Consider the following 19,778-nt stretch of genomic DNA (forward strand, 5'->3'; position numbering starts at 1 on the left):
TCAGCCTCCCGAGACGTCGAGCTCGGCGGCCGCGAGACCCAGCCGTTCGGCGTCGCCCAGGATGCGGGAGTCGAGCCAGCCGTCCGGCAGGTGGGGCTTCTTAGGCGAGCCCGCCCGGCCCCGAGGCCCTTCGACGTCCGCGCCCGGGTAGGGGGCATCCAGGTCGAGTTCGTCGAGCAGTTCGCGCAGCGCGGCGAGTGTGGGCACCTGCGCCATGCGGGCGCGTAACTGCCCGCCCACCGGGTACCCCTTGAAGTACCAGGACACGTGCTTGCGGATCTCGCGGCAGCCCTTGAGTTCGTCCCCGAACTCCTGGGTGAGCAGCTCGGCGTGGCGGTACACGGTCTCCGCGACCTTGCGCACACCCGGCCGGTAGCGGCGCGGGCTGCCCTCGAAGGCTGCCTGCAGGTCCCCGAACAGCCACGGCCGGCCCTGACAGCCCCGACCCACGACGACGCCGTCCACCCCCGTGTGCTCGACCATGCGCACCGCGTCCTCCGCGGAGAAGATGTCCCCGTTGCCCAGCACGGGGATGTCCGGGAGGGCCTCGCGCAGCCGCGCGATCGCATCCCAGTCGGCGTGGCCCGAATAGTGTTGTTCGAGGGTGCGCCCGTGCAGGGCCACCGCGGCGATCCCCTCATCGCGGGCCATGCGCCCGGCATCCAGGAAGGTCTGGTGTTCGCCGTCGATGCCGATGCGCATCTTGACGGTCACGGGGATCTCCCCGGCCTCGCGCACCGCCGTGCGGATGATCGCGCGGAACAGGTCGGTCTTCCACGGCAGGGCGGAACCACCCCCGCGCTTGGTGACCTTGGGCACGGGGCACCCAAAGTTGAGGTCGATGTGGTCCGCGCGATCCTCCTGCGCGACCATCCGCACGGCCTTGCCCACGTTCACGGCGTCCACACCGTAGATCTGGATGGATCTCGGGGTCTCGTGGGGGTCGTGGTCGATGATCCGCAGGGACTCGGGGCGGCGTTCCACGAGTGCTCGCGCCGTGACCATCTCGGTCACGTATAGTCCCCCGCCGTATTCCCGACACAGGGTGCGGAAGGACTTGTTCGTGACCCCGGCCATCGGCGCCAGGACCACGGGTACGTCCACGGTCAGCGGGCCCAGCTGTAGGGGTTTCAAGTTCAACACGGCCGGTTCACGGTCCGCGGTCTCAGTCGTCTCGGTGCTCATCGTGGGCCATTGTCTCATTCGTCCGCTGCCCGGCGTCGCGGTCGGTGCGCGCGGATGCGTCCACCTGCTCGAGTCGCATCGCGAGCTTGAACGCGCGCACCTGCTTGTCCCTGCGACCCAGGGTCTTGTACACCGCGCCCAGGTCCCGCAGGCACTGCACCCACTCGCGGGTGTGGGCCTCCGGCTCGGGCAGCGCGGGGTAGAGGTTGCTTGCGGTGTGGAGGGCGTGGGCAACGTCGTTCCAGGCCATCATCCCCTCGGCGAGCGCCGCGAGCCCTTTCCAGCACATGATCTGCCCGGCCACGTCCCCGCGCGCTTCGCAGCCCGCGAGCACGGTCTCGTAGTGCTCGGCCGCGAGTTTGCGCCGCCCGGCCGCTTGCGCGGCGGTGGCCAGGTGGGACACCCAGCGCAGGTCCTCCCGCGTGACGAAGCCGGCACCGTCCCCGGCGGGTCGCGCCGGATCCACCCCCGCCGCCGCGGCCCCCTCCTGGAACTCGCGGTATGCGTCCCACGGGCGCCCGGCCAGCAGCAACACATCCCCGAGGTTCTCGAGGCACTGCACCCGCGCTCCCAGGGATCGCGCCGACCGTGGCGCGCGCTTGTACTGCGTCGCGGCCAGTCGGTAGTGGTGTTCCGCGTCCGCCCAGTCGCCGGCGTCCCGCGCGAGATTCCCCAACCACGACGCCGCCTGGCCCGCTTCCAGCCACGCCTCCCCGAGTCGCGCCGCGCGCAGGGCCGCCTCGAAGTGATCGCGTGCCGTGGCGGTGTCCCCGGACGACGACGCCGCCCGGCCCCGTTGCAGCCTGCGCGCCACCCTGGCCCGTGCGAACATGCGCCCTCCTCCTGTGCTCCTACCGCGTGATTCTTCCAGCCCCGATCATTGCCCCGTGCAACCGATGCCGCAGGGGCGCGGGGTCAGAGGACCCTGCGGGCGGCGTCGGACGGGGTGAGCGTGAGGAACAGCGGATCGAGGAACCCGTTCTCCGCGAACCGGTGCTGCACCGCGCTCGCGAGTCGCTCCACGTGGGTCTCGGGAACCAAGGCGATCACCGAGCCCCCGAAACCGCCGCCCACGACCTTGGCACCCAAGGCCCCGGCGGCCAGGCAGCCCTCGACCGCCGTATCCAGTTCCGGGACCGTGACCTGGCAGTCGTCCCGCATGGACTCGTGGCCCGCCACGAGCAGCTGACCCACGGCCGCCCAGTCCGGGTCCGCCTCGCGCAGGAGTCGGGCGATCTTCTCCGAGCGCACCATCTCGGTCACGGAATGACGCAGGCGCAACCGGGTCCCTCGGGGGTCCTCGGTCAACGGGGCGCCCGCCCCGAGCAGGTGGTCGAAGCGCTCGAGGACCGCCGCGGCGTCGTCGAACCCCGGATCCTCGGGCAGCGCGTCGCGCAAGCGGGAGACCCCGAGCACCGCGGCAGCGGCCTCGCACTCGGCGCGGCGGGAACTGTACTGACCGTCGGCCAGTTTGTGCGGGGCGGACGTGTCCACGGCGAGCCACGTGAGACCCGCGAGCGCGGGATCGGCGGGCAGACGGGCGACGTCGAAATCGCGGCAGTCCAGCGCGAGCAACTGCCCGGCGTGCGAGCGCAGGGACGCCGTCTGGTCCAGGCCGCCGGTGTTGGCGCCCACGATGTAGTTCTCCGCGTCCATGCAGGCTCGGGCCAGGGCGCGGCGCAGGGTGTCGTCCGGGTGGTCGTCGCCCGTGCGCAGCGAGAACAGGGCGAGCGCGACCGAGCACTCGAGCGCCGCGGAGGAGGCGAGCCCCGCGCCGATGGGCACGGTCGAGTCCACGAGCAGGTCCGCGCCGAAGTCCGCACCGAGCGCGAGTCCGGGCACGGCCTCGTGCTCGGAGTGCCCCGCGGCCACGCGGTTCATCCCCCACGCCACGCCCGCGGCGTAGCCGAACCAGCCATGGATGGCTCCGGGTTGGACGTCACTCACCCGGGCCGCGCGCAGTTCACGGTCCGCGACGGAGGCGTCCGTGTCCTGGAGGGACTGCGCGTGCAGCAGCCCGTCCGTGCGGGGTGCTGCGGCGGTCAACGTCACGTACTGGTGGGCGAAGGGCAGGCACATCCCGCCCGAGTAGTCGATGTACTCGCCCATGAGATTCGCGCGGCCGGGCGCGGCCCACACCCCTGCGGGCGGGCGGGCGTAGACCTCCTCGAACTTCGTGCTCAACCGCTGCGCCCGCTCACGCACGTCCGGTTGCGCGACCCAGCGCGGGCGCGCGAAGTCTTCCGGGGCGGTGGTTTCGCTGAGCTCACAGGACACGGACGGTTCCTCACATGGTGTGGACGGGGCGTCGTAGGACGACTGACGAACCATTGTCCCCTACCCGGCGCGGAAGTAGCGCTCCAGCTCCTCGAGGGACTTGTCCTTGGTCTCCGGGGCCACGCAGTACACCCACACGATCGCTACGAGCTGGAGCACCACGAAGATCATGATCGTGTACCCCACGCCCAGCGCGTCCGTGAGCACGGGGAACGTGAGCCCCACCAGGAACGTCATCATCCACAGGATCCATGCGCACGCACCCATGCCCACGCCGCGCACGTTGAGCGGGAAGATCTCGGACATGTACAACCACGTCACGGTGCCGATGCAGCACTGCATGAACCCCACGAACACCACGATGCACGCGAGGATCACCCACGCGCGCGCCGGACTGCCCTCGGGGATCGTCAGGTAGGACACCGCGAAGCCCGTCAACGACGTTGCCGTCCCCACCAACCCGGTCAGCAACAGTGTCCGGCGGCCCACGTGCTTGAGCAGGTACATGGCCAGGGCCACAGCCACGACCCCCATGATCCCGGGGATGATGTTGGCGTAGAACGCCCCGTTGCCCCCGAAGCCCACGTCCTGCAGCACCGTGACGCCGTAGTACTGGATCGCGTTGATCCCCGAGATCTGATTGATCACGGCCATGGACGCGCCCAGCACGAAGATTCGCCTGATCCACGGGACGCGGACCAGATCCGTGATCCGGGCCGCGGGGCGGTGCTCGTCCTCGTGGGCGAGTTCCAGGACGGTCTCACCCTCGCGCCGGTCGTAGGAGTCCTCGCGGATGCGGCGCAACACCTGGAACATCTTCTCCACCGCTCCATGGCGGGCCAGCCAGCGGGGGGACTCCGGCACCACGAGCATCCCGATCCACAGCACGAGCGCGGGGGCGGTCGCGAGCACGAGCATGACGCGCCACACGTGCGGGAGGTGCCCGAACGCCGTCGCCAACCCCGCGTTGAACACGAAGGCGAGCGCCTGGCCGCCCACGATCATCAGCTCGTTCTGAGCGACCACGCGACCGCGCAGGTGCGAGGGGGCGAGTTCGGCGAGGAACACGGGCACGATCACGGAACACGCGCCCACGGCCAGCCCCAGCAGACAGCGGAACGTCACGAGCACCGCGACGGTGGGTGCGATCGAACACCCGATCGTGGCGACCACGAAGACCACAGCCAGTATCATCAGCACCCGGCGGCGGCCGTAGCGGTCGGCGAGCTTGCCGCCGAACGCCGCGCCCCACGCGCCGCCGAACGGCAGGATCGAGGCCACGAGACCCTCCAGGAACGGCGTCAACCGCAGATCCGCCACGATGGACGGCAGCGCTCCGTTGATCACCCCGGTGTCGTAACCGAACAGCAATCCGCCGAACGTGGCCACCGTGGCGATCAGCCGCAACCGGCCGTTCATCTCCTGGCGTCGCGGTGGCTCCGTGCGCGACGGACTCGCCTGGGTCTCGAACATGGGACTCCTTTCCTCCGTGAACGTCTTACCACGAACGACGCATTGCGGGGCCCGCGAGGCTGCTCGGCGCCGACCCGCTCGACGTCCTGTCTTCAGGTCAGTCCTCGGTGCCCGCGATCCTGGCCGCGGGCTCCACCGCCGTGGCGCTCGCGAGCGTGGCCGCGTGGTTCGTGACGGCCGTGCTGTCCCGGCACGAGCAGCACGCGGAGGCCTCGTAGACCGAGACCGGACGGCGGCGGTCAGTTCGCACCGCGGCCCGAACGGATCCCGTGATCGTGGAGCTCGTCCCGCAACGCGCGCCACATCCTGTCATACGTGAACCGCTCGGTGACCACGGCCCTACCCGCCTCCGCGAGCGCCTCCCGCTCGGCCAGGTGGCGAAGACGTCGACGGCCCGCTGCGTCCCGTCGTCGGTGAACAGTTCCGGTGCGCAGCCGAACGGGATAGCGGCCACCTGATCGGCCCGGAACCCTGCATCCACGAGGATGTCGATCTGGTTCCGGCTCAGCGTGAGGATCAGATCCACCGCCGAGAACCGGCGGACGAGCGCGCGTCTGCGATCGGGATCCGCTCGTCGGATCCATTCCACGAGCCAGCACGAGATCGTCACCAGGGGTGTGCCCGCGTACGGCGGCACGTCCCGCCGCTTGAGCTGCGCGGCGAGTGCCGTGACGGGTTCGAGCAACCCCAGGACCAGTTCGGCGTTCCGCACCCCGGGCACGGCCCTGAGGGGCACGTTTGTTGTGGACCAGCCCAAGACCATCGGCGCCCTGGTCATCGCCGTGGCGCAGGACCTCGGGATCGATGTTGCCTACCTGCCCGGGCTGACGATGCGCCGGGTGGCGGATTCGCACGAGGGCCAGGCCACGTGCAAGCGTTGCTGACGAAGCACGCACCCCGGTTGGCCGAGCGGCTCACCGAGGAGATCTTCACCGCCCTGGGCGAGCAGACCGTGACCGTTACAGGCACCACTGCGGCGGAGAAGATCATCAGGCGCCTGGCCGAGCAGCTAGCCCAGCTCGGTACCCAACGGGCGGAGATCGAGGCCGAGATCCTCACGGTGGTCGATGCTCACCCTCTCACTCGGGTCCTGACCTCCATGCCCGGGGCAGGGGTCAGGACAGCAGCACGGATCCTCACCGGTCTCGTGGGTAAGAGCTTCAAAGACGCCGCCCACCTGGCCTCCTACGCCGGCATCGCCCTGGCCACACACCCCACCGACGGTGGCCCTGGCCGCTTGACCAAAACCAGAGAAGCACCCCCCCCCCCGCACCGGCCTGTACCGGTGGCCTTACACTCGGTCGTCCACCAGCGTGACCGTTTCCGTGACCACGTGCGCGACCCCGGCCTCCAGCAGGTTGTCCACCACGGCCACGAGCGGGGTCATGGAGTCGTCCACCTCGAGCTCCACGGGGTAGTCCCGGACCAGCAGGGCCAGCAGCGTCTCCACGGCCGCACCCGCCTCACGCGCGGAACCGTCATCGGAAGAGGCGCCCGGCACGTAGCCCAGCAACACGTCCGCGGCCTCGAACCGGGTGGCCCGGTCCTCGGGATCCTGCGGATCGAACGGGCGGTAGCTCACGGCGAACGCGGTGATCGGTGCGGGACCGTCACTCCCCGGAGCGCCCGCGCGCAGCACCAGGGCTCCGAACGCTCCGGCGGTGTCCGAGAGCAACTGCCGGTTCACCGCACCGATCCCGATCTCCGCGACCGGGTCCCAGTCGTGGACCGAGCGGTAGAACTCCCACACGGCGCGTGTTAGTTCCACGGAACCGGTCGCGAGATCTTCCACGGAGCGCACCCACGAGCCGTCCGCGGTCTGTCCGAGCGCGGGTTCGGGCAGGGCACCCGCGGCCACGCGCACCACGCGCGAGCGCATGGCCGGGGTCAGGCCCTCCGCCTTCGCGAAGCTCTCCCCCGCGGAGCCGGGGGTCACGCGGGAGCGCAGCGCCGTGACGCTCGACGGCGCGTCCGCGGCCACTTTCCGCAAGCGTGCCAGGAGCTCCCGGCCGATGCCTTCGTGCTGCCGGTCCGGAGCCACCTCCACGTACGCCCACAACCGGCGCGGGTGCCACGGGGACTCGTAGACCACCCCGGCCGCGACGGGCACACCGGCGTCGGTGGCCACGAGCGTGCGGGAGAACGCGGCGTCGTCGTCGGCACCCAGTCGCGCACGGAAGGCCTGCGCGGGGGCCGACGGCGCGTCCGGCCAGACCTCGAGCAGACGCAGGTCGTCGTCCTCGCGCCACGGACGGTACTCGATGCTCATGCGGTGCCTACTTCTCGAGGTGGTCGGCGAGGTACTGCTGGACGCGGTCCAGACCCACGCGCTCCTGGGTCATCTCGTCGCGTGAGCGCACGGTCACGGCCTGGTCCTCGAGGGTGTCGAAGTCCACGGTGATGCAGAACGGCGTGCCGATCTCGTCCTGGCGGCGGTAGCGGCGGCCGATGGCCCCGGCGTCGTCGTAGTCGATGTTCCAGCGCTTGCGCAGCTCGGCGTCCAGGTTCTGCGCGGCGGGGCGCAGGTCCTCCTTCTTGGACAGCGGCAGCACGGCGGCCTTGACCGGAGCGAGGCGCGGGTCCAGGCGCAGCACGGTGCGCTTGTCCACGCCGCCCTTGGTGTTGGGGGCCTCATCCTCCACGTACGCGTCCACGAGGAACGCCATCATGGAACGGGTCAGCCCGAATGACGGCTCGATCACGTACGGGGTATAACGCTCTCCCGAGGCCTGGTCGAAGTACTGCATCTTGGTGCCTGAGTGTTCGGTGTGGTTGCTCAGGTCGAAGTCCGTGCGGTTGGCCACGCCCATCAGCTCGCCCCACTCGGAGCCCTGGAAACCGAAACGGTACTCGATGTCGATCGTGCCGTCCGAGTAGTGCGCGCGGTCGCCCTCGGGGACGTCGTAGCGGCGCATGTTGTCGGGGTTCACACCCAGGTCCACGAACCAGTTCCAGCACGCCTCGACCCACTCGTCGAAGTACTGCTTGGCCTCGTCCGGGTGGATGAAATACTCGATCTCCATCTGCTCGAACTCCCGCGTACGGAAGATGAAGTTGCCCGGGGTGATCTCGTTGCGGAACGCCTTGCCGATCTGCCCGATCCCGAACGGGGGCTTCTTGCGCGCCGCGGTGACCACGTTGAGGAAGTTCACGAAGATGCCCTGAGCGGTCTCCGGGCGCAGGTAGTGCTTGCCCTCCTCGTTGTCCACGGGACCCAAGAAGGTCTTCATGAGCCCCGAGAACTGCTGGGGGTCGGTCCACTTGCCGTCCTGGCCCGTCTCGGGGTCCTTGACGTCCGCGAGCCCGTTGACCGGCGGGTGCCCGTGCTTGGCCTCGTACGCTTCGAGCAGGTGGTCCGCGCGGTAGCGCTTGTGGGTGTGCAGCGACTCCACGAGCGGGTCCGTGAAGGTCTCCACGTGCCCGGAGGCTTGCCACACCGCAGACGGCAGGATGATCGAGGAGTCCAGGCCCACCATGTCCGCGCGGCCGCGCACGAAGGTCTGCCACCACTCGCGCTTGATGTTCTCCTTCAGTTCCGCACCCAGGGGCCCGTAGTCCCACGCGGAGCGCGAACCGCCGTAGATCTCACCCGCCTGGAACACGAAGCCCCGGCGCTTGGCCAGGGAGATGACATTGTCCAGGGTGGATTTGGCAGTCATGCGGTCTCACGTCCGTTTCTCGCCCGACCGCTGGCTGCGGCCGTGCGTGGAGTACTGGGTGGGTCGTTCACGGCGCCGACGACGAGGCCGCGGGGCCGCCCACGCGGGACCGGCACCGAAGGGTGCGGGTGCGGTGGGGACGAGAACGCCCGACGGCGCGCGAAGGCGCTGTCACCAGGGTAACGAGGATGCCGAATCCCCGCCTAACCGCGCGGCCCTCGCTCATGAGGGACCGCGCCCGGTCGGTCACGACCCCGGGCGCGGTCCTGCGGGCACGGCTTCCCACTTCTGGTCGTCAGCTCCCGGCCACTCAGACGAACGCGGAAACCCCCGTGAGCGCCCGGGAGACGATGAGCGAGTTGATGTGGTAGCTGCCCTCGTACGTGTAGATGGCCTCGAGGTCCCCCAGGACCTTGGCGATCTCGTAGTCGCTCAGCAGGCCGTTGCCGCCCAGGGCGTCACGCGCCAGTGAGGCCGAGCGCCGGCCGAGCCGGGTCGCGGTGGACTTGGCGAGGGCCGCGTGCATCATGTCCATCTCGTCGCACGTTTGCAGGCGGGTGACTTGCACCATGAGCGCGGAGCTCGCCGCGAGGTTGCCCGCGATCTCCGCCATGGCCTGCTGGACCATCTGGAAGCTCGCGAGAGGCTTGCCGAACTGTTCCCGCCGCAGGGTGTACTCGCGCAGGACGTCCAGGATGGCCTGTTGGGCGCCCACCGCTTGCCACCCGACCCACGCGCGCGAGTCCTTGAGCAGCATGTTGGCGGCGTCGAAACTCACGGCCCCGGGGAGCAGGGCGTCCGCGGGGACACGCAGGTCCGTGAACGTCACGTCCGCGTTCTGCATGATGCGCAGACCCATCTTGTTGCCGATCTTGGTCGCGGCGTACCCGGGTGTCCTGGTGGGCACGGCGAAACACTTGACCTGACCGTCGGCCGTGTCCCGCGCCCACACGAGGGCCAGTTGGGCCACGGTTCCGGCGCCGATCCAACGTTTTCGACCGTTGATGGCCCACTCGTCACCCTCGCGGGTGACCGTAGTGGCCAGGCCGCCGGCGATGTCCGAGCCGTGCTCGGGTTCAGTGAGGCAGAACGCCCCGATCGTGGAGAGGTCCGAGAGTCCGGGGAGCCACGTGTCCTGTTGCTGCTGCGACCCCAGTTCCACGAGGGTCCCCACGATCAACTCGTTGTGGATCCCGATCAGCGCGGACAGTGACACGTCCGCCCGGGCGAGCTGCGCATGCACGAGTCCCTGGAACAACCGGGACGAGCCGTCCCGGAACAGGTTGCCCAGGCCGAGCTCGGCGAGCGGGGGCAGCATCTCCAGGGGCAGGTGCTCCCGGTTCCACGGGTCGATCGACTGACGGCGGACGTTGTCCTGCAGGTGCTTCTCGATCCCCGCCAAACGGGTGCGTTCGTCATCGCAGAGCAGCTGCTGGATCTTCAGCAGGTCCACTCCGGGGAGCTCGGACGAGGCACGGGGACGAGAGGAGGTGATGGTGGTGGTCATCCTGGCCCTCGGGTGCTCAGTAATCCAATGGTGATCTTTTCAACTATAGACCGTCCAAGTAAATATCTGTGTCACAGATCACATGAATTCGAGGGGGGCCGGTCATGACCGTCACGGACGAGTTTCGCGCCGCACGCTACCACCTGGTGTCACTCCAGCAGGAGTGGGAACGGGCCCGGGAGGAGTTCGTGTGGCCGCGCGTCGATCACTTCAACTTCGGCCTGGACTGGTTCGACCAACTCGCCGCATCTCCCGAGCGCCGGGACCAGGACGCGTTGATCATCCTGGAGGAGGACGGCTTCGGCCAGACGGAAACCACGCTGCAGGTCGCAAACACACCCGGGCCCCGGATCCGGATCGGTTCCATGGGCGTACCACTGCCCGGGTTCGAGGTCGCCGTCGTGGACCCCGTGACCGGCGAGGAGTCAAGCGAGGGCGAACTGTGCCTACGCCTGGACCCGCGGCCCGGGGGACTCATGCGCGGTTACTACGGGGAGCCTGGCCTACTGCCGCACCAAGGTGGCACCCTACAAGCGGATCCGTCAAATCGAGTTCCTCGAACTGCCTAAGTCCATCTCGGGCAAGATCCGTCGCGTGGAACTGCGCTCGGTGGAGACGCGTCGCTCCGAATCCGGCCGAGCGCCGGAGGGGCACGGGACGGAGTACCGCGAGGAGGATCTGTCCCTGGACCAGTAATGGCCGCCCGGTGACGGCCCTCCCGTGACGGTCGCCCGAGGACGGTCGCCCGGTACCGGCCGCCCGGTGACGGACGTTCGATGACAGGCCCTTGGTACCCTGACCGGGCCGCGGGAGGGCACCGACGGCATCCGATGAGGAAGGCGGGTTCCCTGTGTCGACCACTCCCGGGCTCCCCAGGGACCCCATTGCCGAGGCCCAACGCAACTGGATGCGGCACGGGTGGGAGGACACCGCTGCGCCCATGGCCGCGGTCACGGCCATCATGCGCGTGCAACAGATCCTGCTGTCCCGGGCCGAGGCCGTCCTCAAACCGTTCGGGCTCACATTCGCGCGCTACGAGCTGATCGCGCTGCTGAGTTTCTCGCGCGAGCACCAGATGCTCATGAAGAAGGCCAGTGCCCTGTTGCAGGTCCACCCGACCTCCGTGACCAACGCGGTGGACCGCCTCGAGGACGCGGGCCTGGTGCGCCGCGAACCGCTGCCCAGTGACCGGCGGGCCATCACCATCGTGCTCACGGATCGGGGGACGGCCGTAGCCGCCGAAGCTACCGAGGCGCTCAACCGTGACCTGTTCCGCGACACGGGGTTCGCGCCGGACGAGGTGGACTCGCTCATCACGATCCTGCGGCGCTTCCGCGCACACGCCGGGGACTTCGCGATCGAGGGCTGACGCCCCTGCGACGCCAGGCCCCGCCATTTAAGCCCCGCCGCGCACGCTCCCCGCTCAATCCTTGCTGGTCAGGCCATGCCACTCAGGCCCCGCGCTCGCTCTCGGCACGGATGGTCTCGATGATCCCCGAGAAGTCCCGGTGGGCGCCGTCGCCGGCCGCGAACTCGCGGTACAGCTGCGCGGCGAGCGGGCCCATGTGGGCCGCGACCCCGGTATCGGTCAGTGCGGAGACGGCCAGGTTCAGGTCCTTGGCCATCAGGGCTCCGGCGAAGCCCGGCCGGAAATCGCGGTTGGCGGGACTCGCGGGAACGGGCCCGGGCACCGGGCAGTTCGTGGTCAGGGACCAGCACTGTCCCGAGGCCTGCGAGACGACGTCGTACATCGCGTCGTGCGTGAGCCCCAGTTTCTCGGCGAGCACGAACGCCTCGCTCACCGCGATCATGGACACGCCCAGGATCATGTTGTTGCAGATCTTCGCGGCCTGCCCCATGCCGTTGCCCCCGCAGTGCACGATCCGCCCGCCCATGATCTCGAGCAGCGGGAGCACCTCCCGGTATACGTCCTTCGGGGCGCCCACCATGAACGCGAGCGTTCCCGCCTCCGCCCCGACGACGCCGCCCGAGACCGGTGCGTCCGCCGCCCGGTGGCCCGCCGCCACGGCGAGTTCGGCGGCGTCCTGCGCGTCGGAGATGTCGATCGTGGAGCAGTCGAGGAACGTGGTCCCGGCGGGTGCCGCCGCGAGCAGACCGGGCGCGGCGTCGTCGCCCGTGTAGGCCTGCCGGACGTGCCGACCCGAGGGGAACATGGTGATGACGACCTGCGCCTCACGGACCGCGGCCGCGGGCGAGTCCACCACCGTGACCCCGGCCGCGCGGGCGGCGTCCATCGCGGCGGGGACCACGTCGAACCCCAGGACCGGGACGCCCCCGGCCACCAAGTTGGCGGCCATGGGCCCGCCCATATGGCCCAGGCCCAGGAAGGCCACCCGGAGATCTGTTGTGCCGGAGGTGTTCATGGTGCTTCCTGACGGTACGGAACCCGGGGGTTCGGGACGTTCGGTTCGGGCGTTCGGCTCGGGTCGCGAAGTGCGGGTCGCGAGGCGCGGGACCTATGGGGCGGGGACCACGGGCCGGGCCCCGTGGAAGGGAACCCGCGGGCGCCCGCGGGCCCGCTCAGCTGCCGGCGGGCATCACGAAGCTCGAGCCCTCCTTGGCCCCGGAGGGCCAGCGCGTGGTCACGGTCTTGGTCTTCGTGTAGAACTTCAACCCGTCCGTGCCGTGCTGGTTGAGGTCGCCGAAACCGGAGGCCTTCCACCCGCCGAAGGTGTAGTATGCGATGGGCACGGGGATCGGGACGTTCACGCCCACCATCCCCACGTCCACCCGGGACGTGAAGTCGCGCGCGGTGTCCCCGTCGCGCGTGAAGATGGCCACGCCGTTGCCATACTCGTGCTCGGAGGGCAGACGCAGGGCCTCCTCGTAGTCCTCGGCACGCACAACACACAGCACGGGGCCGAAGATCTCGTCCTTGTAGATCTGCATGTCCGGTGTGACGTGGTCGAACAGGGTGGCCCCGACCCAGAAGCCGTCGGGGTGACCCGCGACCTCCGCGCCGCGCCCGTCTACGAGCAGCGTGGCGCCCTCCTGCTCACCGATGCCGATGTAGCGCTCGATGCGTTCCTTGGCGTCCGGGCCCACGACCGGGCCGACGTCCGAAGCCGGGTCGAGGGACGGGCCCAGGGTGAGTTGGTCAATGCGCTCGCGCAGCAGGTCGACCAACCGGTCTGCGGTGGCCTCCCCCACGGGCACCGCCACAGACACCGCCATACAGCGCTCCCCCGCGGAGCCGTAGGCGGCGCCCATGAGGGCGTCCGCGGCCTGCTCGAGGTCCGCGTCCGGCATGATGACCATGTGGTTCTTGGCGCCCCCAAAGCACTGGGCGCGCTTGTTGTGCTGTGCGGCAGCCACGTAGATGGACTGGGCGATCGGACTCGAACCCACGAATCCCACAGCCTGGACGCGCGGGTCCTCGATCAGCGCGTCCACGGCGGTCTTGTCCCCGTGGACCACGTTCAGCACGCCCTCGGGCATCCCGGCCTCGACGGCGAGTTCCGCGAGCCGCACGGGCACGGACGGGTCGCGTTCCGAGGGCTTGAGCACGAACGTGTTGCCCGCTGCGAGCGCGATGCCGGTCTTCCACAGCGGGATCATGGCCGGGAAGTTGAACGGTGTGATCCCCGCGACCACGCCGAGGGGCTGGCGGACCGAGTGGACGTCGATCCCCGTGCCGGCGTTCGCGGAGAACTCCCCCTTGAGCAAGTGGGGTGCCCCGGCGGCGAATTCCACGACCTCGACGCCGCGCTGAATGTCCCCGCGCGCGTCCTCCAGCGTCTTGCCGTGTTCGTTGGACAGCAGCTCGGCCAACTCGTCCGCGTTCTCGTTAATCCGGTCCACCCATTTGAGCAACAGCCGCCCCCGGCGTTGGGGGTTGAGCGCGGACCATACGGGGAACGCCTCCTGGGCCGAGGTGACGGCGCGCTCGACCTCGTCCGCGGTGGCCAGGGGCACCTGCGCCGCGACCGCGCCCTGCACGGGGTTGTAGACGTCCCCGAATCGCCCGGACTCCCCCGGGACGCGTGTGCCTGCGATGAAATGTGGGATCTGGGTCACGGTCGTCTCCTCGCGGCGCTCCACTGTGACGTGCGTCGCACGAAAAATCTAACGACAAACCATTACACGTGCAATCAATCGTGGGGCGACGGATTCCCGACCACACCATGCAGAATCGCGCCTCAGGAACGGCGGCGTGAACCCCACGGGAGTGTGACGACCACGAGGCCTACGAGGGTGGCCAGCGCACCCGCGACCGTGACGGGGGTGACCACGGTGGCCGCGGTGGGCACGGCGACGTCGAGCACGAGGGCCCCCAGCAGCATGCCCGTCACGAGCCCCAGGCTGGTCTGCAGCACACCCACGTGCCGGGACAGCACCGCCCCGGCGGCCACGAACACGATGCCCAGGATCCCGCCCGTATAGAGCCACCACTCGTGGGGCCACTGCACGGGGCCGGGGTGCGTGAGCCAGCGGGCCACACCGGCCACGACCACGAGTGCCACGGTCCCGGCCGCGAAGTTCGTGAGCGTGGATGTGAGGGGCGTCCCGGTGGCCGCGGCAATGTGAGCGTTCCACGCCGTCTGCACCGTGTTGAGCACACCCGCCAGAACCGGCAACGCCACCGCGCCCACGAACGCCGGGGTGGACATGTGCAGGGAACCCGCCGAGAACCGCGGCGCCATGGCCACGGCCACGGCGGCCAGGATCAGGACGGTGCCGAGCACCCTGTAGCGGCTCAGCGGTTGCATCCCGCCGGGGCCGATCCCCCACCGGTCCACGAGCATCCCGCCCAGGGACTGACCCACCACGAGACCCAGGATGAACACGGACACGCCCAGCAGCGCCGTCGTGAGCGTCTGCGCGATCACGAGGTACGCGCCGAAGACCCCGGCCAGGAAGTACCACCAGCGGATCCGCCGCGTACGCAGCACGCCCGGCAACCGCGCCGCACCGCGCCGGCCTGCAGGCAGTAGGACGGAGCCCACGAGCAATACCGCGCACCCGATTCCGAAGCTCACGAGCGCGGCGAGGTACGGGTCCCCCATGGCGTGGCCCAGCGCGCCGTTGAACCGCGACTGGACGGCCAGGCACGAGCCCGCCAGGATACTCAGCACGACCCCCGTGAGCAGGACGAGTGGGCTCCGGGCGTGCGCGTGTGGAGTGGGGGCGGGACGGCGGACGGGGGTGGGAGAAGTCACCGATGTAGACTACTCCCGAGCCTGCGAGGATGGACCCATGCATCACGACGACTACGAAGAACTCCCGATCCGTGACGAGATGATCCGATTGGGCCAAGCGCTCAAGCTCGCGAACCTCGCGGAGGACGGCCAACACGCCAAGCACTTGGTGTCCGAGGGGCAGGTCACGGTCAACGGCGCGGTGGAACTGCGCCGCGGCGCGCAACTGCACGCCGGAGACGTGATCGCGGTGGTCGGGGCGGAGCTGCCGCCCGTGCGCATCGTGACGGGCTGACGCCCTACGAGGTCGCGTCCACGGCGGCCTGGAGATACTCCTTAATGTGCGCGAGTTCCTCCGGGCAGACCCCGTGACCGATGCCCCGGTACTGGATCTTGGTCAGCTCGGTGTGATCGTTGGCCCACTCGGCGGTGCCGTCTACGAGCACCGAGGTGATCACGGGGTCCTCCGGGTCCCGGCCCCAGAACATGCGCAGCGGCTCGGCGCGCAGCCGGTCGTCCCGGAAGAAATCAGCTTGGGCGTCGTCGGGCGCCACGGGGATCACGAACCCGGACATCCCCACGACGGCGTCCACGAGCTCGGGGACGTGACGCGCCACGGTCGTGGCCATGGCCATGCCCTGGGAGAACCCCAGTAGGAAGACGTGCGTGTGCTGCTGGGACTCTTCGCGCAACCACTCGATCACGGCCTCGGCTGCGGCGACCACGGCGTCCGTGGTGAACGCGAGATCTGCGGCCAGCGGGAACCACTGGAACCCCATGCCCGCACGCTGCGGTGCGCGCACGGACGCGTACGTGTAGCCCTGCGGTAGCGCGAAGCTCAGGGCCATGAGGTCTTCCTCGTACGAACCGTAGCCGTGGAACATGACCACCAAGGGTGTTCCGGCGCGGTCCTGCGGTTCGTTGTTCCAGATCACATGGGGAGCTTGCTGCATGGTTCCATCCTGACATGCCCACCCGGCACTGCCCGCGGGCCTGAGTCGTTCAGGCGGGTGTGTTAGAAACCGGGTATGGATAAGAGCACTCACTCCCGAGCCCCCTCCGACCCGAAGCACCCTTGGCACCGCATGGTCTCGATCGGCGATTCTTTCACGGAGGGCGTCGGCGATCCCGACGACGCCGTCCCCGGCGGTGTGCGCGGTTGGGCCGATCGCGTGGCCGAGGAGCTCGCGCGCCACACCGACGACTTCGCGTACGCCAACCTCGCGATCCGCGGTCGGCTCTTCCAGGGCATCGTGGACGAACAGCTGGAACCGGCCATCGAACTGCGCCCAGACCTCGTGACTATCAGCGCGGGCGGCAACGACATGCTGCGACCCGGTGCGGATCCGGACGACATCGCGGTGCGGCTCGACGCCGTGATCGAGAAACTCGCCGCCACGGGTGCCACGGTCACGATGTTCGACGGCCCGGACATCGGCAACACCCCCGTGCTGCGCAGCATCCGCGGGCGCGTGGCGATCTTCAACGAGAACCTGCGCGTGGTGGCCGCCCGGCACGACGCCGTGATGGTGGACCTCTGGGGACTGCAGCAACTGGGGGAACCTGCCATGTGGGCACCGGACCGGTTGCACTTCTCGCCCCTGGGCCACCAGCTCATCGCGTGCGAGGTCCTGGACTCCCTGGGGGTCGAGCACGACCTGGTTCCCGGCGAGCTCGGGGACCGTCCCGTGCGCACGTGGCGCGAGGCGCGTCGCGAGGACCTCGTGTGGGCCGGGAAGTACCTGGTCCCGTGGGTCGGCCGCCGGATCCGGCGTCGCAGCTCCGGGGACAACATCACCGCCAAGCGCCCTTCGTTCGGGCGCACCACGATCCCCGGTGCGGGCGAGGGCATTCCCGGCGAGGACCGGGAGGGCTGAGCCGGCCCGGGCCCACTGCGTCTCCCCGGCCAGGCCGGCCCATCAGGGCTCCCTGCTCAGTCTCGCAGCACGGTCTCCCGCAACAACATGCCCACCTGCGGGGTCTCGATGAGGAACCCGTCGTGCCCGCTCGGGGACGTGATCGTGTGCAGCTCCTGCTCCCCCGGCAGCGCGGCCACGAGTTCGGCGGATTCCGCGGGGAAGAACAACCGGTCGGAGTCCACCGCGGCCACGAGCCACTCGCACCGCGTGCGGGCGAGGACGTCCCGTAGCTCGCCGCGGCCACGAGCGACGTCGTGCGACATCAAGGTCTCGTTGACACTCAGGTACGAGTTCGCGTCGAAGCGGCCCGCAAGTTTGGACGCCTGGTGGTCCAGGTAGCTCTCCACCTGGTACCGACCGCGGTCCGCGACGTGGGTCGCATGCGGGTCCTCGCGGGGCTGGGGTTCGCGCCCGAAGCGCGTCTCGAGCTCGTGCGCACTGCGGTACGTGATGTGCGCGATCCGCCGCGCGAGCCCCAGACCGGCCTCCGGGTACTCGCCCGCGTAGTAGTCCCCGCCCCGGAAGTTCGGGTCCTGGCGGATCGCGAGCGCCTGGGCCTGGCCCCACGCGAGCTGCTCGGCACCCACCCGGGCGTTAGCCGCGATCACGGCGCACGCGGCCACCCGGTACGGGTGGGTCACGGCCCACTCGAGGGCCCGCGCCCCGCCCATGGACCCGCCGATCACGAGCCGCCACCGGGAGATCCCGAGCGCCCGCGCGAGCAGCGCCTCCGCGGCCACCGAGTCCCGCACCGTCACGCGCGGGAAGCGCGAGCCCCACGGGGTGCCGTCCGGTGCGGGACTCGAGGGCCCCGTGCTGCCGTAGCACCCGCCCAGGATGTTGGCGCACACCACGAAATAGCGGTCCGTGTCGATCGCGGCACCCGGGCCCACGAGCCCGTCCCACCAACCGTCCGCAACGGCGGCCGCGCCCTCGGGAGCGCTCGCGGCGTCCACGTGTCCCGCGCCACCGCGCGCCGCGTGCGTGTCACCCGTGAGCGCGTGCTCGATCAGCACCGCGTTGGAACCGTCCGCCGCGAGCTCGCCCCACGTCTCGTACGCGAGGTGCACGTGCGGCAGCCGGAACCCGGACTCGAGCACGAGCTCACCGAGCTCGGCCCTCCGTACGACGCCGTCGCAGCGCGTGCGCGGCCCGTTGCCCACGACCGTCATGGTCAGTTCCCCGTGTCCTCCGGCGACGACGCCGCGTCGCCGGCAGCACCGCCGCCCGCGGCCACCGCGGCGAATCCGGCCTCGAGGTCCGCGAGGATGTCGTCGATGCCCTCGAGTCCCACGGACAGTCGCACGAAGCCCGGCTCGACGCCCGCGGCGAGCTGCTCCTCGTCCTTGAGCTGGGCGTGCGTCGTGGAGGCGGGGTGGATCACGAGCGAGCGCACGTCACCGATGTTCGCCACGTTGGAGTGCAGGCTCAGGGCGTCCACGAACGCGACACCGGCGTCCCGACCGCCGTCGAGCACGAAGCCGAGCACCGACCCGGCGCCGTTGGGCGCGTACTTCAGGGCGCGGTCGTGCCAGCGCGAGGACTCGAGACCTGCGTAGGACACCGAGCGCACCTCGGGGCGGGCCTCGAGCCACTCGGCGACCTTCTGCGCGTTGGCCACGTGACGTTCCATGCGCAACGACAGCGTCTCGATGCCCTGCTCGATCAAGAACGCGTTGAACGGAGAGATCGAGGTCCCCAGATCGCGCAGCAACTGCACGCGCGCCTTGAGGACGTACGAGAGGTTGACGCCGAAGGCACCGTCCGCACCGAGATCGCGGGCGTAGACGAGTCCGTTGTACGTCTCGTCCGGTTGGTTGAAACCGGGGAAGCGCTCGGGGTCCCACGAGTAGTCGAACGCTCCGGTGTCCACGATGAACCCGCCGATCGCCGTGCCGTGGCCGCCCAGGAACTTGGTGGCCGAGTGCAGCACGATGTCCGCGCCCCACTCGATGGGCCGCACCAGGTAGGGCGTGGCGATCGTGTTGTCCACGATGAGCGGGACACCCGCCTCGTGGGCGATCCCGGCGATCGTCTCGATGTCGAACACGTCGTTGCGGGGGTTCGGGATGGATTCACCGAAGAACGCCACGGTGTTCTCGCGCACCGCGTCCCGCCACTGCGCGGGATTGTCCGGGTCCGAGACGAACGTGGTCTCCACGCCCATGCGCGGCAGCGTGTGCTTGAGCAGGTTGTACGACCCGCCGTACAGGGACGGGCTGGCCACCACGTGGGTCCCGGCGCCGCCCAGGTTGAGGATCGCGAGCGTGGCCGCGGCCTGCCCGGAGGAGACCATCAGGGCCCCCACGCCGCCCTCGAGGGACGCGACCCGGTTCTCCACGACCTCCGTGGTGGGGTTGGTCAGGCGCGAGTAGATGGGCCCCATCTCCTCGAGCGCGAACCGGGCCGCCGCCGTGCGGGCGTCCGGGAACACGAAGGACGTGGTCTGGTGGATCGGCAGGGCGCGCGACCCGGTCACAGGGTCGGGGTTCTGGCCCGCGTGGATCTGTCGGGTTTCGAACGACCAGCCCTGGGGATTGTCGGGGGTGGGAGCGGTGCTCATGGCCGTACTCCTTCTCGGAAGGATCAGGGGTCCGGT

The 19,778-nt window shown here is 69.9% G+C and carries 17 protein-coding genes and 2 pseudogenes; 5 read left to right on the top strand and 14 right to left on the bottom strand.

What is annotated here, in order from left to right:
* From dusB to RF650_RS00510, 5 genes are all read right to left on the bottom strand, one after another.
* Window positions 1-1,185, bottom strand: coding sequence for a tRNA dihydrouridine synthase DusB (gene dusB / locus RF650_RS00490; RefSeq protein ID WP_312917592.1), 1,185 nt, complete (start codon window positions 1,183-1,185; stop codon window positions 1-3).
* On the bottom strand, window positions 1,166-2,017 hold the full coding sequence (locus tag RF650_RS00495) for a hypothetical protein (RefSeq protein ID WP_242670446.1): 852 nt from the start codon (window positions 2,015-2,017) through the stop codon (window positions 1,166-1,168). The genes dusB and RF650_RS00495 overlap by 20 nt, the downstream gene beginning before the upstream one ends.
* A gap of 83 nt (window positions 2,018-2,100) precedes the next feature.
* A complete protein-coding gene (locus tag RF650_RS00500; protein WP_311253928.1) occupies window positions 2,101-3,462 on the bottom strand; it encodes a galactokinase family protein in 1,362 nt (453 codons plus the stop codon).
* 60 nt (window positions 3,463-3,522) lie between these two features.
* Window positions 3,523-4,935 (bottom strand): sugar porter family MFS transporter, encoded by a 1,413-nt coding sequence (locus RF650_RS00505; protein ID WP_368813815.1) that lies wholly within the window; start codon window positions 4,933-4,935, stop codon window positions 3,523-3,525.
* Window positions 4,936-5,032: 97 nt separating this feature from the next.
* On the bottom strand, window positions 5,033-5,671 hold the full coding sequence (locus RF650_RS00510) for a hypothetical protein (protein ID WP_368813816.1): 639 nt from the start codon (window positions 5,669-5,671) through the stop codon (window positions 5,033-5,035).
* 1 nt (window position 5,672) lies between these two features.
* On the opposite strand from RF650_RS00510, the pseudogene RF650_RS00515 reads away from it, so the two are divergent.
* Window positions 5,673-6,136, top strand: a pseudogene (locus RF650_RS00515) (transposase); the annotation flags it as partial.
* A 90-nt stretch (window positions 6,137-6,226) separates the two neighbouring features.
* Here the strand turns inward: RF650_RS00515 and RF650_RS00520 are convergent.
* From RF650_RS00520 to RF650_RS00530, 3 genes are all read right to left on the bottom strand, one after another.
* A complete protein-coding gene (locus RF650_RS00520) occupies window positions 6,227-7,204 on the bottom strand; it encodes a GNAT family N-acetyltransferase (protein WP_131333237.1) in 978 nt (325 codons plus the stop codon).
* 7 nt (window positions 7,205-7,211) lie between these two features.
* Entirely contained in the window at window positions 7,212-8,594 is a 1,383-nt protein-coding gene (locus RF650_RS00525) for a glycine--tRNA ligase (protein WP_368813817.1), read from the bottom strand.
* A 310-nt stretch (window positions 8,595-8,904) separates the two neighbouring features.
* Window positions 8,905-10,101: an acyl-CoA dehydrogenase family protein gene (locus RF650_RS00530; RefSeq protein WP_368813818.1), complete on the bottom strand. Its 1,197-nt coding sequence runs from the start codon at window positions 10,099-10,101 to the stop codon at window positions 8,905-8,907.
* A gap of 293 nt (window positions 10,102-10,394) precedes the next feature.
* Here RF650_RS00530 and RF650_RS00535 point away from each other — a divergent pair.
* Together RF650_RS00535 and RF650_RS00540 are read left to right on the top strand one after the other, a co-directional pair.
* Window positions 10,395-10,797 (top strand): annotated as a pseudogene (locus tag RF650_RS00535) (AMP-binding protein); the annotation flags it as partial.
* Between the two features lie 211 nt (window positions 10,798-11,008).
* Entirely contained in the window at window positions 11,009-11,470 is a 462-nt protein-coding gene (locus RF650_RS00540) for a MarR family winged helix-turn-helix transcriptional regulator (protein ID WP_368813892.1), read from the top strand.
* A gap of 82 nt (window positions 11,471-11,552) precedes the next feature.
* Here the strand turns inward: RF650_RS00540 and mmsB are convergent, their stop codons facing one another.
* The 3 genes from mmsB to RF650_RS00555 form a co-directional block, all read right to left on the bottom strand.
* The gene (gene mmsB, locus RF650_RS00545; protein WP_368813819.1) at window positions 11,553-12,485 is read right to left on the bottom strand and encodes a 3-hydroxyisobutyrate dehydrogenase; all 933 of its coding nucleotides are present in this window, start codon (window positions 12,483-12,485) and stop codon (window positions 11,553-11,555) included.
* Between the two features lie 157 nt (window positions 12,486-12,642).
* The gene (locus RF650_RS00550) at window positions 12,643-14,139 is read right to left on the bottom strand and encodes a CoA-acylating methylmalonate-semialdehyde dehydrogenase (protein WP_207387839.1); all 1,497 of its coding nucleotides are present in this window, start codon (window positions 14,137-14,139) and stop codon (window positions 12,643-12,645) included.
* Window positions 14,140-14,261: 122 nt separating this feature from the next.
* The gene (locus tag RF650_RS00555) at window positions 14,262-15,281 is read right to left on the bottom strand and encodes a DMT family transporter (RefSeq protein WP_368813820.1); all 1,020 of its coding nucleotides are present in this window, start codon (window positions 15,279-15,281) and stop codon (window positions 14,262-14,264) included.
* A 37-nt stretch (window positions 15,282-15,318) separates the two neighbouring features.
* Here RF650_RS00555 and RF650_RS00560 point away from each other — a divergent pair, with 37 nt between their 5' ends.
* A complete protein-coding gene (locus tag RF650_RS00560; RefSeq protein WP_064846925.1) occupies window positions 15,319-15,555 on the top strand; it encodes an RNA-binding S4 domain-containing protein in 237 nt (78 codons plus the stop codon).
* A gap of 4 nt (window positions 15,556-15,559) precedes the next feature.
* On the opposite strand, the gene RF650_RS00565 is transcribed toward RF650_RS00560, so the two are convergent.
* Window positions 15,560-16,213 (bottom strand): alpha/beta hydrolase, encoded by a 654-nt coding sequence (locus tag RF650_RS00565; RefSeq protein ID WP_064846924.1) that lies wholly within the window; start codon window positions 16,211-16,213, stop codon window positions 15,560-15,562.
* Between the two features lie 132 nt (window positions 16,214-16,345).
* On the opposite strand from RF650_RS00565, the gene RF650_RS00570 reads away from it, so the two are divergent.
* Window positions 16,346-17,137 carry an SGNH/GDSL hydrolase family protein gene (locus tag RF650_RS00570; protein ID WP_368813821.1) on the top strand — a complete coding sequence of 264 codons (792 nt, stop codon included), beginning with the start codon at window positions 16,346-16,348 and terminating at the stop codon, window positions 17,135-17,137.
* Window positions 17,138-17,193: 56 nt separating this feature from the next.
* On the opposite strand, the gene RF650_RS00575 is transcribed toward RF650_RS00570, so the two are convergent.
* Entirely contained in the window at window positions 17,194-18,351 is a 1,158-nt protein-coding gene (locus tag RF650_RS00575; RefSeq protein ID WP_131333244.1) for a homoserine O-acetyltransferase, read from the bottom strand.
* A 2-nt stretch (window positions 18,352-18,353) separates the two neighbouring features.
* Entirely contained in the window at window positions 18,354-19,742 is a 1,389-nt protein-coding gene (locus tag RF650_RS00580) for a bifunctional o-acetylhomoserine/o-acetylserine sulfhydrylase (protein WP_368813822.1), read from the bottom strand.
* Window positions 19,743-19,778: the final 36 nt, after the last annotated feature.

Source organism: Kocuria sp. CPCC 205297 (genome assembly GCF_040981035.1).
Lineage (GTDB): Bacteria > Actinomycetota > Actinomycetes > Actinomycetales > Micrococcaceae > Kocuria > Kocuria marina.